A 15,368-nucleotide genomic window follows, 5' to 3' on the forward strand; every position below is an offset into this window, starting at 1 on the left:
GGCAGGTCGGCGGCGGCGCAGCAGTCGTCGTCGGAGACCGGAGCGGTGGCGGGCGCAGCCACCGGTGACCCGGCCGGCATCGCCGTCGCGGCCGTGGTGGCCACGGCCACCGCCGGGGTGTTCATCGGCCGCTCGCACTGCTGCGGCAGCCCGATCAGCACCAGCAGCGCCACCAGCAGGGCGGTGGCGCTCCAGGGCCGGGGGTGGCGGGCGGAACGGGCCATAGTGCCACCGGACGCTAGCCGCCCCGCCGCCCGGGCCGACGCACCCTCACCCGAACGGGGGACGCCCGCGTGTCCGCGCCCGGGCCGCCGCGCGGGCGGCGGTGCGGGTGGCGGGGTCAGCCGGGGACGGTGCCCGGAGCGTGCCGGCGTCCGCTGCGACGGTGGGTGGCCCGGAGCAGGACGGTGACCAGGGCCGCGAGGTCGGCCGCGCCGGCCGGGTCGTCCGGGTAGCGGGTGGTCTGCAGCGGGCCGACCTCGTCCAGCCGTCCGCCCGCCCGCTCCAGCACGTAGCCCAGGGTCAGCAGGGCCAGCCGGGCGTTGCCGTCGGCGAAGGGGTGGAAGAAGGCGACGTCCAGGTACGCGCGGGCCGCCCGGGCGGCCGGTGGCAGGGCGGGATCGGCGCTCTGCCGCAGGCACGCGGCCAAATCCCGCCAGGTGTGCGGCGTCAGCCCGTAGCGCTCCCGGCCGCCCTTGGCGAAGGCCTCGCCGGTGCGCAGCGGTGCGTGCGGCACGCCGAGGACCAGCCGCTGCCAGCCGGCCAGCAGGGTGGCGTCCAGCGGCGCGCGCCGGGCGGCGTCCGCGCGCAGCAGGGCGAGCGCGGCCAGCAGCCGGTCGGCGGGCGCCGCGTCCCGTTGCCGGACCGGGCCGTCGAACCAGTGCGCCAGCCCGTCCACGGCGGCCGGTCCGGGCGCGGGTGCTCCGGCGCCCGCCGTCGCCCAGTCGACCTGTTCCCTGACCCGGCACCAGGTGGCCAGCGCGTCCTCGCCGGTGGGCACGGGTGTCACTCCTGGCCGGTCCGGGGTACTACATGCCCTTGGTGCCGTCGATGGTCTCGCGGATGATGTCCGCGTGGCCGGCGTGCCGGGCGGTCTCCTCGATCATGTGCAGCACCACCCACCGGGCGTTGCGGTGGGCCTGCTTGGGCCAGGCGCAGGGGGTGTCGAGGTCGGTGGCCGCGACGATCTCGTCGCTGATCGCGACCTGCTCGCGGTAGTAGGCGCTCCAGCGCTCCAGGGTGTCCCGCTCGTCGAGCTGGAAGTCGGTGTCGAAGTCCACGTCCTGGACCTCGGGCCACTCGCCCGGGAAGGTGCGGCCGGCCAGGATGATCTGGAACCAGCGGCGCTCCCAGAGGGCCGAGTGCTTCAGCAGGCCCAGCAGCGAGAGCGAGCTGGCGGTCGGGACCTTCCGCAGGTCGGCGTCGGACAGGCCCTCGAGCTTGCGCAGCAGGGCGTCGCGCTGCTTGTCGAGGAAACCGGACAGGGCCTCGCGCTCGGTCGCGCTGGAGAACTGGTTCGCCGTCATGGCGGCCACGCTAGTCGAAGCCGCGGGCCGGCCCGTAACGGTTTTCGGCGGCCCCGTCCCGCTCAGAGCGGCGGTCCGGCCGGGGCCGGGCCCAGGGTGGTGGTGCCAGGGGTGGCCTGGTGGCCCAGGCCGCTGCGGTAGACGTCCAGCGCGTCCTCGATCCGGCCGGTGCGGCGCAGCAGGTCGCCGAGCATCCGGCACAGGTCGGCGACGTCCGCGGCCGCCCCCGCCTCCTGGAGCAGGTCGAGCGCGGCGCGGTAGTGCCGTTCGGCGGCCGGCAGGTCGGCGCGCTCCTCGGCGATCCTGCCCAACAGCCGGTGGGCCGCGCCCGCGTGGACGGCGCCGTGGCCGGGGTGCAGGTCGTCGAGCAGATCGGCGAGCAGTGCCGCGGCCTCCTCGGGGCGGCCCAGCCGGCGCAGCACGTCGGCGAGTTCGACGTCGATCTGGCGGGTGTAGAGCGCGGCCCGCCGGTGCGCCAGGATCTCGCGCGCGGTGCGCAGTTCGCGCTCGGCCTGGACCAGGTCGCCCTCCTGGCCGCGCAGGTAGCCGCGCATCCAGTGGCAGTGCGCCAGCTCCGGGCGGATCATCAGCTGCTGGTAGAGCTCCTGGGCCTTGGCGAGCGAGGCGTCGGCCTCGGCGGCCCGTCCTTCGGCGAGCAGGGTGCGGGCCACCCCGCGGTGCAGCCGGGCCACCAGGGCCGGGTCGGCGACCTGCGGGGCCAGCGCCAGGGCCAGTTCGGCGGCCTGGGCGGCGCGGCTGTGCGCGCCCAGGTCCATGTACGGCGCGATCACCGCCGAGTAGAGCAGCAGCAGGGCGTCGGGGTCGTGCAGGCCGCTCGCGTTGAGCTGGTCGATGGTGCTCTCCAGCAGGTAGCAGGAGTAGCGCAGGTCGCCGGCGAGCAGGTGGGCCACCGCCCGGCCGCGCAGCGCGGGCACCCGCTGGGGCAGCGGGGCGTCGGCGAGCAACTCCTCGGCCTGGGTGAACCCGGCGATGGCGTCGGTGAGTTCACCGGCCTCGGTGTGGCACTCGGCGAGGCCGGTCAGGGCGGCGGCCTGCTCGGCCACCAGGGCGTAGCGCCGCGCCTCGTCGGCCAGTCGGGCGTACTGCGCGGCGGCGTCGCGGACCGCCTCCTGCTGCGGTTCGCCGGTGCAGAGCGTGCGGCGCGCGTCGGCCAGCCGCATCCGCAGCTCGGTGGCCAGGTGGGCGGGCCGGTCGGTGGTCAACTGCTCGACGTCGACGCCGAGCCGGTCGGCCAGGTAGCTCAGCGCGGTCGGCGAGGGCTTGACCCGTCCGGCCTCCAGGGTGGAGATGTACGCCGCGGTGTAGTCCGGCTCGGCGAGCGCCCGCTGGGTGAGCCCGCGCTCGGTGCGCAGCCGCAGCACCCGGCGGCCGATCAGGACCTGCCCCGTGGGCTCGGCCGCCGACTCGGCCGTCGGCTCCGCCGCCGTCTTCTTCGCCATCCTGTCGCCACCGCTCTGTGTCTCGGCCGGGTGTGCCGGCCGGTTCTCGTGCCGCCCAGGGTATTGCGTGCGCCGAGCGGTGCCCGCTAGCTTAACCCCCAAGTTAAACGGGCTTACGTCAGAAGTTAACCCCACGCGCCGTAGGCCCGCCAGTGCCCCGCCGGTTCCCCCCACCCCTCTGCTGGAACGGAGCTCCCATGCGCCTGCGCCGAACGCTGCTCAGCGGCGTGACCACCCTCGCCACCGCGCTCTGCCTGCTGGCGGCCGCCCCCGCCGGGCAGCACCCGGCCACGGACGCGGCCGCCGCCACCCTCGCGCCGCGCCCGCTGCCGGTGACCGCTCCGCCCGGGCTCGCCGCCCAGCCGGCCGGCGGCGCCCGCAGCCTGGCGGTCACCGGCTCCGGACCCATCTGCTGGTACGGCTCCTGCTACGACTACGTGAACGGCCGTCAGGTCACCGACGCCAAGGGCGCCACCATCCGGATGCTGCAGGCGGCCCCGGAGATCAAGCCGGGCGACGTCGAGTCGCACTCGCTGCAGGAGCTGGCGCTGCAGTCCGCCGACCAGAAGTCCACCGTGGAGATCGGCTGGACGGTGGACCTGGGCCTCAACGGCGACACCCGCCCGCACCTGTTCGTCTACCACTGGGTGGACGGCCAGGAGAGCTGCTACAACGGCTGCGGCTTCGTGCAGGTCTCCCGGAGCATCAAGCCCGGCATGGCGGTGCGCACCGGCAGCGCGGCCCGCTTCAGCATCGTCAACGTGCGCGGCGACTGGTGGCTCTTCTACGACGAGCAGGCGGTGGGCTACTTCCCCGGCTCGCTCTGGGGCGGCACCTACCAGCGGGCGCAGATCATCTCGGCGTTCGGCGAGGTCGCCCACGCGGCCGGTGCGACCTGCGAGGACATGGGCACCGGCCGCGCCGGAACCGCCCGCGGCGCCGGCTGGATCGAGGACTTCGGCGTCTACGACTCCCACGACCGGGCCCAGTTGACCGTCACCGCCACCAGCCCGGCGCTGTACAGCGCGGGCGACGTCACGCGGACCGGCTTCCACCTCGGCGGCGCGGGCAGCGGCCGCTGCTGAGCCGGTAGCCCGTGGGTAGCCCGCCGATCCCCACCGGTCGGCGGGCCTTGACGAACAGTCAGGATGAGCTGAAAGTGGTCCCGCAAGATCCAGATCGGACCGCTGTCGTCAACCTACGGGGGATGTTCGCATGCATGCACGGGATCGGGTCGGACTCGGGGGCAGACGGTACGCGGCCGCGATAGCGGCTGCCGCCCTGCTGGGTCCGCTGGCACTGGCCGGTTCGGCCGCCGCCGCACCCACCACCGCAGCACCCACCACCGCCGGCGCACCCGCCGGCCCGGCCACGGCCACCAGCACCGCCCCGGGCGGCGAGCAGGCGCTCGCCGCCCGCGCGCGTTCCCAGGGCCGCGCGGTCGAACTGCCGGACCGCCACACGGACTCCTCGCAGACCTTCGTGAATCCGGACGGCACCTTCACCTACCAGTCGTACGCCCAGCCGCAGTGGCGCAAGCGCGGCGAGGCCTGGGTGAGCCTGGACGCCACGCTGCACCGCACCCCGGACGGCCACTACGCCCCCGCGGTGACCACCTCGGACCTGGTGCTCTCCGGCGGCGGCGACGGTCCGCTCGCCACCCTGACGGTCGACGGGCAGCACCTGTCGCTGCGCTGGCCGCACCCGCTGCCCGCGCCGTCGGTGACCGGCACCGTGGCGACCTACCGCGACGTGCTGCCCAGTGGCGTCGACCTCCAGGTCTCCGCCACGCCGGCCGGCGGCATCCAGCAGGCGCTGGTGGTCAAGAACGCGACGGCCGCCGCCGATCCGGCGCTCGCCTCGCTCACGCTGGCCACCGAGACCAGCCCCGGGCTGACGCTGAGCGCCGACGCCGGGGACAACCTCGCCGTCAAGGACGCGGCCGGCCACGAGCTGTTCACCGCGCCCGCGCCGCGGATGTGGGACTCCGGCCACCCGGCGGGCGCGCAGGCCGCCGCGTCCGCCTCCACCGCCGAGGGGTCGGCCGCGGCCGGTCCGGTCGCCGACGCCCCCTCGGACGTCAGCGGCCCGGCCGCGAGCGCCCGGCAGGCCGCGATCCACGCCACCGTCCAGGGCGCCGGCAACGGTGGCGGCGCGTCCCTCGCGCTGGTGCCGGACCGCACGCTGCTGACCGACCCGGGCGCCAGCTTCCCGCTCTTCCTCGACCCGTCCTTCGCCCCGCACCCGGCCTCCGGCGCGACCCAGGCCTTCGACCAGGTGCAGGCGGCCTACCCGAACACCGGCGAGTACAACTCCCCGCCCAGCGTCGGGCTGGCCGTCGGCTTCCAGGGCTTCTCCTCGCCGACCGGCGTCGAGCGGGCCTACTACCAGCTCGGCGTGCCCTCGGCGATCTGGGGGACCAAGGTGCTCGGCGCCACGGTCGCGGTCACCGAGACCTACAGCGCCAGCTGCGGCACCGCCTCGCGGACCGTGAACGCCTGGTCCAGCAGCCCGATCAGCTCGGCGACCACCTGGAGCAACCAGCCGAGCCGGGCCGTGCTGCAGAGCTCGGTGGCCTACGCCGCCGCGTGCAACGGGCAGAAGCCGGTCGGCCAGTTCAACTTCCTCAACCAGGTGACCAACGCCGCGGCCGGCCACTGGCCGAACATCACCTTCGGGCTGCTGGCCGGCAACGAGAGCAACGACCTGTACTTCTCGCGGTTCTCGCAGAACGCGCAGCTCTCGGTCACCTACGACGGAGCGCCGAACGTCCCCGGGTCGATGTCCGTGACGCCCTCGACCAGCACCAACGGCACGCTCTACACCACCAGCGGGCGCCCGACCCTGTCGGCGAGCGCCACCGACCCGGACGGCGACACCGTCCAGCTGGAGTACCAGATCCTGGCCGACACCCACGTGCAGGCCTCGGGCACCTCGGGCTTCGTGACCTCCGGCACCCCCGCGACCTGGCAGCCCGGCACCGCGCTGGCGGACGGCACGTACACCTGGCAGGTGCGCTCCTACGACGGCAACCAGGACAGCAGTTGGTCCGCGCCGCAGACCTTCGTGGTGGCGACCGTGCCGCCGAACCCGCCGACGGTGGACGCCGCCGGGTTCCCGGCCGGCGTGTGGACCGCGCCGACCGGCGGCCCGGTGAACTTCACGCTGAGCGACACCAGCAGCGGCTTGAGCGGCTACCGCTACCGGCTGGACGGGGCGCCGACGGTGAACACCGTGACCGGCCCCGGCCTGTCGCTCACCCTGGCGCCCGGCTGGCACGTGCTGGCGGTGGCCGCCGTCGACCAGGCGGGCACCGTCTCGACCACGGTCGGCTACGCCTTCGGCATCGGCTCGGCCGCGGTGACCGGTCCGGCGGACGGCTCCAGCGGCACCGGCGCCGCGGTCGGCCTGGCCGCCACCTCGGCGCCGGGCCTGACCGGCGTGCGCTACCAGGTCCGCAGCGGGAGCTCGGGCACCTTCACCGACATCCCGCCCGGTGACGTGAGCACCGGACTCGCTCCGCTGTCCGCCTGGCCCGCGGCCACCGACGGCCAGGGCAACGCCCCGGCGCTGACCTGGAACGCCGCGCAGACGTTCCCGCTGGACGGGCCCGTGCAGGTCCAGGCGGTCTTCTCGGACGCGGCCGGGAACACCGTCACCTCCGCGCCGGTCGGCTACACGCTCAACCGGCCGACCCCGCCCTCGGCGCCGCTGGCGCTCAGCGCCACCCCGCACGACGGCTCCGCGCTGATCACCTGGGCGGCGCCGGCCTCCGGCGGCAACTCCCCGATCACCGGCTACACCGTCACGGCCTCCTACGGCGGGTTCACCGTCGGCAGCCCGGTGACGGTGCCGGCCGGCACCCTGAGTGCCACGGTGAGCGGGCTGAACAACGGCGTGCCGTACTCCGTGAGCGTGACCGCGAGCAACGCGGCGGGCGTCGGCCCGGCCTCGACCATCACCGTCACCCCGGTGGCGGCGGGCGCTCCCGGGCCGGTCACCGCGGTGGCGGTGGTCGCCGGCAGCGGGCAGGCGACCGTCTACTGGACGGCGCCGAGCAGCACCGGCGGCGCCGACCTGACCGACACCGTGGTGGAGATCCACCAGGTCGCCGACGGGGCGCTGGTCAGCTCGCTGACCGTGGCCGCGCCGGGCGCCTCGGCGCAGCTGACCGGACTGCCCTCGGGCGTCCAGCTGTACGCCACGCTGGTGGCGCACAACGCGGCGGGCCTGGGCTCGACGCCGGTCCAGTCGGACGCCTTCCAGCCGTCCTGACCCTCCCTCGGGGCCGGTCGGGCGGTGCCTGCGGGCACCGGCCGACCGGCCCCTCTGCGTGCCCGCCCTCGCGCGTGCCGGGCCCTGCGCGGGCCGGCTCGTCGCGTCGGCGGGTCAGTGGCCCAGCAGGAGGGCCTCGGTCCGCGCGCTGAGGCCGGTGGGGGAGTGCTCGGTGCCCTCCGGGGTGCGGCCGGGCAGCGTGCGCAGCCAGGCCCAGGTGTCCGCGACGGTCTCCTCCAGCGGCCGCAGGCGCAGCCCGGCGGCCAGCGCCTTGCGCACGTCGCCCTGGTGCATGGTGTCGTGGTACTCGCCCGGCGGGAACCAGATCGGCAGCTGCGTCCACGGTTCCACCCCGGCCGCCACGATCGCCGCGCCGTCCACCCAGCGCAGTTCGGCGTCCGAGCCGGTGACCCGCAGGCAGGCCGCCAGCAGGGCGCCGATGGTGGTCTCCCCCGGCGGGCTGACCAGGTTGTACGCGCCGCCCAGGCCCCGGACGGCGGCGTCCAGGCACCAGGCGGCCACGTCGCGCGCGTCGATGTACTGGATTCCCAGCTCACTGGGCCCCGGAGCCGGCACCGGCCCGCCGCGGGCGATCCGGTTCAGCCACCAGGGCAGCCGGCCGACGTTCTCGCCGGGCCCCAGCACCAGACCGCAGCGCGCCAGCAGCGTCCGCTCGCCGAAGGCGGCCAGCGCGGCCAGCTCCCCGCCGCGCTTGGCGGGCGCGTACTCGCTGTCGGTGGAGTCGGGCGAGCCGGCCACCACCGGCCCCTGCTCGTCGAGTCCGGGGGCGGCCGGGAAGGCGTAGACGGACCGGCTGGAGACGTAGACGTGGTGACCGACCCGGTCGGCCAGCAGGCGCGCCGCGTCCCGGACGGCGGTGGGCGCGCCGCGCCAGGTGTCCACCACCAGGTCCCAGCTGCCGGTGGACAGCGCGGCCAGCCCCGGCGGGCCGGCCGCGCGGTCGCCGTGCAGCGAGGTGACCCCCGGCGGGGCCGGGTGGCGCCCGCGGTGGAAGACGGTCACCTCCCAACCACGCGCCAGCGCCTCGTCGGTGAAGGCGCGTCCGACGAACTCGGTGCCGCCCAGGATCAGGAGTCTCTTGGCTCTCATGGCGCCGACTCTGCCTCCGGGGTGGGCGGCCGGGAAGGGCTGCACGCTCCTGGCGGAATCGCTGAGAGCGCAACCCGCCCGCGGGGGTGGGGGCCTGGGCGTTCAGCCGGCCGGTCGTCGGTCGGTCGGTCGGTCGTCAGTCGGTCGTCGGGTCGTCGGATCGCTCGGTCGCTCGGCGGGTCGGTCGGTCGTCAGTCGGTCGTCGGGGTGCGGGCCGCCAGGCGCTCGTGGCGCTGGCGGGCGGCCTGCGGGGTGCCCAGACCCAGGCCGAAGGCGATCTCCTGCCAGGTCATGCCGCGCCCCCTGGCCATCTCCAGCAGGCCGATCTCCAGCTCGTCCAGCTCGACGCGGGCCCGCGGCAGCAGGCTCAGCGCGGCCGTGATGTCGGCGTGGTCCACCGGCGCCTCGCCCTCCTCGACCAGGGCCGCGCCGCTGAGCAGGAAGGAGACCAGCCGGACCGCCTCGTGCGGGGCGAGCACGGAGGCGTGCTGCTGGCGGTTGCGCTGCGCGTCGCCGTTGGCGTGCCGTCCGGCGATCCGGAAGAGCGCGGCGTACTCGCGGCGGGCCCGGATCCGGTCGGGATCGGGGGCGGTGAACGGGTCGGCCGGCTCGGCGGCGGATCCGGTCGACGTGGTGGCGGATCCGTTCGGGGTGGCGGGAGATGACGACATGTCGGCATCATGGCGATGGCTCCGCCGCGTTGTCAACGGAATGGAGCAAACAGATCGTTCAAGAAACTCGGTTGCGCGAACCGGCAACCATGGGTCTATGCTGACCAGGTTCACCAGAGTGCGCCCGGTTGCGGTGCCGCTCTGACGTGTGGGGGTGAACCGGCGGCTTCCCCAGCCGGGCCGGTCCGCTCCTTGCCGAGTCGATGACACGCACCTCTGTGCGTCCCGGCCGGAAGGAGGCGAGAGACATGGATGCAAGTTGCAGTAGTCCGGGCCACAAACGGCCCCCCATCCGCCTGTCCTCGTACTCCACCGGCAAGCGGTAGCCACCTCCCCTGCGCGCCCCAGGCGCGTTCCTGACGCCACCTCGCCCCGGCGCGGCCCCCACGGCCCCGCCGGGCCGTGCTGCTGCGCGCCGCCGGGACGGACGGCCACCGCCTTGCCTCCGCACGCCCCCGACCGCGGGGGCACGGGAGGTTTCGTCATGACCAACGTGATCCTCGACCCACAGGCCCGAGCCCCGCGGGCCGCCGTCCTGGACGACGCCCACGTGGGCGACATCAGGGGGGCGCTCGGCACCATCCGGCTGGACGACACCGCGCCGCGCACGGGCCTGTCCGCCAAGTTCCGCACCCTGCTCGCGATCATCGGTCCCGGCCTGATCGTGATGGTCGGCGACAACGACGCCGGCGCCTTCGCCACCTACGGCCAGGCCGGCCAGAACTACGGCACCCACCTGCTGTGGACGCTGCTGCTGCTGGTCCCGGTGCTCTACGTCAACCAGGAGATGGTGCTGCGGCTGGGCGCGGTCACCGGCGTGGGCCACGCCCGGCTGATCCTGGAGCGCTTCGGCCGGTTCTGGGGTGCCTTCAGCGTGATCGACCTCTTCCTGCTCAACGCGCTGACGCTGGTCACCGAGTTCATCGGGATCACCCTCGCCACCGGCTACCTGGGCCTGCCCAAGGTCGCCTCCGTGGTGCTGGCGGCGGCGATCGTCATCGCCTCCGCCTTCACCGGCTCCTTCCGGCGCTTCGAGCGGATCGCCATCGCGCTCTGTGCCGGCTCGCTGCTGCTGGTGCCGGTCTACTTCCTGGCCCGGCCCAGTGGCGCGCGGATGGCCCACGACTTCCTGGTGCCGCAACTGCCCGGTGGTACCGGCCAGTTGTCGACGGTGATGCTGCTGATCATCGGCATCGTGGGCACCACGGTCGCGCCCTGGCAGCTCTTCTTCCAGCAGTCCTACGTGATCGACAAGCGGATCACCCCGCGCTTCCTGCGCTACGAGAAGGTCGACCTGTGGATCGGCATCGTGGTCGTGGTGCTGGGCGCCGCCGCGATGACCGGCTTCACCGCGGTCGCCTTCGCCGGCAGCGAGGGCGCCGGCGCCTTCACCGACACCGCCGGTGTGGCCCACCAACTGGCCGCGCACGCCGGGAAGGTGGCCGGAGTGCTGTTCGCCGTCGCGCTGCTGGACGCCTCGATCATCGGCGCCTTCGCGGTCTCGCTCTCGACCGCGTACGCGATCGGCGACGTCTTCGGCATCCGGCACTCGCTGCACCGCGGGGTCGGCGGCGCCAAGGGCTTCTACGCCGTCTACGCGGGCCTGGTGGCGGCGGCCGCCGCGATCGTGCTGATCCCCGGCTCCCCGCTGGGCCTGCTCACGGTGGGCGTGCAGACGCTGGCCGGCGTGCTGCTGCCATCCGCCTCGGTCTTCCTGCTGCTGCTCTGCAACGACCGGCAGGTGCTGGGGCCGTGGGTCAACGGGCCCAGGACCAACGCCTTCACGGCGGCGGTGGTCGGCGTGCTGGTGACCCTGTCGATCATCCTGACCGCCTCCGTGCTCTTCCCGGACATCAGCGCGCGGGCGATCCTCGACATCATGGCCGGCTGCGGGGTCGCCGGGGTGCTGGCCGCCGGCTACTCCTTCACCCGCCGGCGCATCGGCACCAAGGAGGACGCCGTCGACCGCACCGGGCGCGACAGTTGGCGGATGCCGCCGCTGGAGACGCTGACGCGTCCGGTGCTGTCCACCGGTCGCCGGGTCGGGATGGGCGCGCTGCGCGGCTACCTGCTGGTGGCGATGGTGCTGGTGGTCGTCAAGCTCGTGCAGGTCGCGCTCGCCCGGTGAGCCGGCCCGAGCCGGACCGGTCCCGGTGCCCCGCGAGGTACCCCTCGCCGGTCAGCGCGGGCCGGCGACCAGCCGGCAGTCCGACGCTCCGAGACGATCAATGCACGTGCCGCGATGCCCGCCACGGATGGCCCAATGAGCCCGCCGCCCGCAGGCCACGGCTGACCACGCACGAGCTCGTTTCAGACGCCCTCGGCCCCGACGGAAGACCCCTGCGCCTTGGGCCACTGAGTGGCCGGCGTCTCACCGGCGGCCTCGTAAACCACCGAAGACCCCTGAGCGCCAGGCCACTGAGTGGCCACGGACTTGCCGGCACCCCCATGAGACTCGGCGGCCGCGTGCCAGCCCAGCCCGAGCACCGACAAGGAAAGCACCGCCGAAGCGGCGACAGCGGTCAGCAGGTGCTTCCTACCGTTGTTCATCTGTTCCCCTCAGTGCCTCAACCAGCCGACAGGAGCCGACAGAAGCCAATTCCCCGCCGGTCAGGCGGTCGGCTCTATGATGGGGCGTCAGACTAACATGGCATGCACATGCATTCCGCGACCGCGCCATCATCTGCCGTCGACCGGGTACACGGTCCTGGCGACGGCAGAACGCCACCAACACCGACCAACGTCAGGTGAACTGGCGGTTCACCACCCACGACGCACGCCTCAAGGTGCGCCACCTACATCCCAAGGATCAGCCGCGGCAGCCTCCTGGTCGGGCCGGTCCGCCAGCCGTCGGAAGCGGTCGACGCGGGCGCCGGGCGGGGCCAGGGCGGCGGCGGCCAGTTCGGCCTCGACGGCGGCCAGGACGCGCCGCACGAAGGCGGCCGGCTCCTCGGAGGCCGGGCGGGGCTCGGGCAGGACGCGGTCGATCACGCCTTCGCGCAGCAGCTCGGCCGCCCCGATCCGCTGCTGCTCGGCGAGGCCCGGAGCGAGGTCCGGGGTGCGGTGCAGGATCACCGAGGCGCCCTCGGGCGGCAGCGGCGAGAGCCAGGCGTGCTCGGCGGCCACGGCCCGGTCGGCGGGGAGCAGGGCCAGCGCCGCGCCGCCCGCGCCCTCGCCCAGCAGCAGACTGACCACCGGGGTGGCCAGCGCGCTCAACTCCGCCACGCAGCGCGCGATCTCGCCCGCCAGCGCGCCCTCCTCGGCCGCCGGGCTGAGCAGCGCGCCGTGGGTGTCGATCACGGTGAGCAGGGGCAGCCGCAGCTCGGTGGCCAGCCGCATCCCGCGCCGGGCGGTGCGCAGCGCGGCCGGGCCCACCGGTCCGGACCGGGCGGCCGTCGCCCGGTCGTGGCCGACCACCACGCAGCCGGTGCGCCCGAACCGGGCCAGCGCCAGGGTCAGCGCGTCGTCCCGCTCGCCCGCGCCGGTGCCGTGCAGCCGCACCAACCGGTCGGCCGCGCCCAGCAGTTGGGCGAGCCCCGGCCGGCCGGGATCGCGGGTCAGCGTGACGGACCGCCAGACCGGCGGGTGCGCCGGGGAGCCGGCGGGCTCGGGCGTCCGGGGCTCGGTGGCGACCTCGTCCCTCGTCCGCTGCCCGGTCGCGACCTCGTCCCTCGCCCGCTGCTCGGCCGCGCCGTCGGTGGCGCTCCCGGCGAGGATGGTGAGGGTGTCCGCGAGGTGAGCGCGCAGTGCGGCCGGCGCGAGCACGGCGTCGACCGTGCCGAACAGCTCCAGGTGCTCGGCGCGCTGCACCCCCTCGGGGAACGGCGCGCCGTAGAGCGCCTGGTAGACCCGCGGGCCGAGGAAGCCCACCAGCGCGTCGGGCTCCGCGGTGGTCAGCTGGCCCAGCGAGCCCCAGGAGGCCAGCACCCCGCCGGTGGTCGGATGGCGCAGGTGGACCAGGTAGGGCAGGCCGGCCGCCCGGTGGGCGGCGACGGCGTTGGCGATCGCGACCATCCGGACGAAGGCGGGCGTGCCCTCCTGCATCCGGGTGCCGCCGGAGGCCGGAAAGGCGATCAGCGGCAGCCGTTCGGCGGTGGCCCGCTCCACGGCCCGCAGCAGCCGGGCGGCGGTGGCCGTGCCGATCGACCCGGCGAGGAAGGTGAACTCGCTGAGCAGCACGGCCACCCGGTGCCCCGCGAGGTACCCCTCGCCGGTCAGCGCGGCCTCGTCCGCCCCGCTGCGGGCCCGGGCCCGGGCCAGGTCGGCGGCGTAGGGGCCGTCCACGGGGTGCCGCGGCGGGTCGTCCCAGCTCCGGAACGAACCGGCGTCGAGCACCTGGTCGGCGAAGACCAGGGCGGCGGGCCGCTGGGCGGGCTCGGGCGGGGAGATCGATTCGTCCACACCGGCCAGTCTCCGCAAGCGGGGGGTGGCGGGGCAATCCCCGACTCCGTCACACGGGTCGCGCCCCGCCGCCCGTCCGCCCCGCTTGGTCGGCCTCAGGTCATCGGCAGCAGCATCATCGGGGCGCTGGTCGGGTGCGGCGAACCGCCGGCCGGCTCCAGCGTGACCCCGACCCCGACCGCGCCGTTCACCGGTCCGCTGAGCAGCAACGCCCCGCTGGAGGCGGGCAACAGCCCGGCGGGACGCATGGTGCCCGCGTCGTCGAACCAGAGCTCGTACGTCTTGCCCTCGGACAGCGCCGGCAGCCCGCTGGCCAGGAAGCCGGCCTGGCCGCGGGACGGCGACCAGACCACGGTGCCCACCGCCGCGCCGGCGCTGGCGGTACTGGTGCGCGCGTCCGGCGCGGTGAGCAGGCTGGAGAACCGGGCCTGCTGCTCCTGCAGTTGGGCGACCTGGCTGCGGGCCTGGTGGGCCTGGTCGTGCTGCTGGTAGGCGATGCCGCCGAGCAGCGCGGCCAGCGCGACGGAGGCGGCCAGCGCGAACCGGGCCGCCCGCCGGCCGGCGCGTCCGCGCCCGGTCACCGGGCGGCCGTCCGGCCCCATCGGCCGGCCGTCGTCCGCGCCCGGACCGGACGGGCTCGGCGCGGCCTGGCGCACGCTGCCGATCCGGCCCATCACCCGGACCTTGAGCTCCGGGGGAGGGGTCAGCGCCTCGGCGGCTCCCAGCCGGGCCAGCGTGGCGGTGAACTCGCGGACCTCCTGCGCGCAGGCGTCGCAGGTGGCGAGGTGGCCCTCGAACTGCCGGCGCTCGGCCTCGGGCAGCGCGTGGGCGGCGTAGGCGCCGGTCAGGGTGTGCAGGTCGGGCGCGATGGTCATGATTCCACTCCCAGGCAGTCCCGCAGTCGGATCAGGGCGTCGCGCAGGCGCGTCTTGACGGTGCCCAGCGGCTTGCCGAGCATGTCGGCGACCTCGGGGTAGGAGTACCCCCGGTAGTAGGCGAGCGTGACCGACTCGCGCTGGAGCTCCGTCAGCGTCCGCAGGCAGCGCCGGACCTGCTCGCGTTCGAGCCGACCCTCGACCTGCTCGGCCACCTCGTCGAAGACCGGGGTGTGCGCGGCGGCCGCGGCCCGCTGGTCGCGGTCGGCCGCCGCCTGGGCCGAGCGCACCCGGTCGATGGCACGCCGGTGGGCCATGGTCAGCACCCAGGGCATCACCTCACCGCGCTCGGGGCGGTAGCGGGCGGCGGTGCGCCAGACCTCCAGCATCACCTCCTGCGCCACCTCCTCCGACTGCGCGGGGTCGCGCAGCACCCGCCGGATCAGCCCGAGCACCGGGCCGGCCACCGCGTCGTAGAGGCCGCTGAAGGCGTCGCGGTCGCCGAACGCCACCTGGGCGACCAGCTCCTTGAGGTCCGGCCCGCGCCGCTGCGGACCCGAGAGGTGGACGACGGTGTTCACCGGCCCACCACCCGGTCGTGGACGGCGGCTGCCGCGGTGGCGACGGCTGCCGGTCGGGGCGCTGGCATGCGGGACCTCCTGTGCGCGCTGGGCTGGGTGCGGTGCGCCGCGCGCCGGGGGCGCTTGGAGTCGGCGCGCGCACTGTCTGTTCGGAGCCGGGGGCCGACCGGATTGCCCGCTCCCCGGCTCGACCCCGGTCCGGATGCGGTTCGGCTGCGGGGTGCGCGGGCGGGGGCGGGGCCGGTCCTTCCGATCCGGTGAGCCTGCCACGACCGCGGCCACCGGCGCCCGGCCCGGTGGGCGCAGAGCCGTCCCATCTCACTCGTTCGGGTGTACCGGCGGCCCGGACCCAACCGGCCGGGCCGTGGCGCCGAATGCAGGCTGTGAGCACCACCAGGAACCCCGCCCCGGAGCCCGCCCGCTCCGCCCGCCGCCGAGCGGCGCGCCGGTCGGCGCGGCCGGTGCGGGC

12 protein-coding genes are annotated in these 15,368 nt (G+C 75.3%); 3 read left to right on the forward strand and 9 right to left on the reverse strand.

Translation table 11 applies throughout. The annotated features are described in order from the left end of the window. The 4 genes from ABD323_RS33740 to ABD323_RS33755 form a co-directional block, all read right to left on the reverse strand. The coding region (locus ABD323_RS33740; protein ID WP_344445879.1) for a hypothetical protein at positions 1-224 on the reverse strand (224 nt) is incomplete at its 3' end. A gap of 116 nt (positions 225-340) precedes the next feature. After that, on the reverse strand, positions 341-1,000 hold the full coding sequence (locus ABD323_RS33745) for a Fic family protein (RefSeq protein WP_344445880.1): 660 nt from the start codon (positions 998-1,000) through the stop codon (positions 341-343). A gap of 28 nt (positions 1,001-1,028) precedes the next feature. Further along, positions 1,029-1,526: a DinB family protein gene (locus ABD323_RS33750; RefSeq protein ID WP_344445881.1), complete on the reverse strand. Its 498-nt coding sequence runs from the start codon at positions 1,524-1,526 to the stop codon at positions 1,029-1,031. Between the two features lie 62 nt (positions 1,527-1,588). Then, positions 1,589-2,986: a helix-turn-helix domain-containing protein gene (locus tag ABD323_RS33755; RefSeq protein ID WP_344445882.1), complete on the reverse strand. Its 1,398-nt coding sequence runs from the start codon at positions 2,984-2,986 to the stop codon at positions 1,589-1,591. Between the two features lie 197 nt (positions 2,987-3,183). Between ABD323_RS33755 and ABD323_RS33760 the strand changes: the two genes are divergently transcribed. Beyond that, positions 3,184-4,071: a neprosin family prolyl endopeptidase gene (locus tag ABD323_RS33760; RefSeq protein ID WP_344445883.1), complete on the forward strand. Its 888-nt coding sequence runs from the start codon at positions 3,184-3,186 to the stop codon at positions 4,069-4,071. A gap of 130 nt (positions 4,072-4,201) precedes the next feature. Further along, the gene (locus tag ABD323_RS33765) at positions 4,202-7,261 is read left to right on the forward strand and encodes a fibronectin type III domain-containing protein (RefSeq protein ID WP_344445884.1); all 3,060 of its coding nucleotides are present in this window, start codon (positions 4,202-4,204) and stop codon (positions 7,259-7,261) included. A 114-nt stretch (positions 7,262-7,375) separates the two neighbouring features. Here the strand turns inward: ABD323_RS33765 and ABD323_RS33770 are convergent, their stop codons facing one another. Next, positions 7,376-8,371 carry an NAD-dependent epimerase/dehydratase family protein gene (locus tag ABD323_RS33770; protein WP_344445885.1) on the reverse strand — a complete coding sequence of 332 codons (996 nt, stop codon included), beginning with the start codon at positions 8,369-8,371 and terminating at the stop codon, positions 7,376-7,378. A gap of 191 nt (positions 8,372-8,562) precedes the next feature. Continuing rightward, positions 8,563-9,042 (reverse strand): DNA-binding protein, encoded by a 480-nt coding sequence (locus ABD323_RS33775; protein WP_344445886.1) that lies wholly within the window; start codon positions 9,040-9,042, stop codon positions 8,563-8,565. Positions 9,043-9,526: 484 nt separating this feature from the next. Here ABD323_RS33775 and ABD323_RS33780 point away from each other — a divergent pair, with 484 nt between their 5' ends. After that, complete coding sequence (locus ABD323_RS33780; RefSeq protein ID WP_344445887.1) at positions 9,527-11,170, forward strand: NRAMP family divalent metal transporter; 1,644 nt, start codon at positions 9,527-9,529, stop codon at positions 11,168-11,170. Between the two features lie 653 nt (positions 11,171-11,823). On the opposite strand, the gene ABD323_RS33785 is transcribed toward ABD323_RS33780, so the two are convergent. The 3 genes from ABD323_RS33785 to sigK all read right to left on the reverse strand — a co-directional run bounded on the left by ABD323_RS33785 (position 11,824) and on the right by sigK (position 14,899). Further along, entirely contained in the window at positions 11,824-13,443 is a 1,620-nt protein-coding gene (locus tag ABD323_RS33785) for a carboxyl transferase domain-containing protein (protein WP_344445888.1), read from the reverse strand. A gap of 95 nt (positions 13,444-13,538) precedes the next feature. Continuing rightward, positions 13,539-14,318, reverse strand: coding sequence for an anti-sigma factor (locus tag ABD323_RS33790; protein ID WP_344445889.1), 780 nt, complete (start codon positions 14,316-14,318; stop codon positions 13,539-13,541). Beyond that, complete coding sequence (gene sigK / locus ABD323_RS33795) at positions 14,315-14,899, reverse strand: ECF RNA polymerase sigma factor SigK (protein WP_344445890.1); 585 nt, start codon at positions 14,897-14,899, stop codon at positions 14,315-14,317. Before sigK ends, ABD323_RS33790 begins: the two co-directional genes overlap by 4 nt. Positions 14,900-15,368 lie beyond the last annotated feature (469 nt).

Source organism: Kitasatospora nipponensis, from assembly GCF_039528135.1.
GTDB lineage: Bacteria > Actinomycetota > Actinomycetes > Streptomycetales > Streptomycetaceae > Kitasatospora > Kitasatospora nipponensis.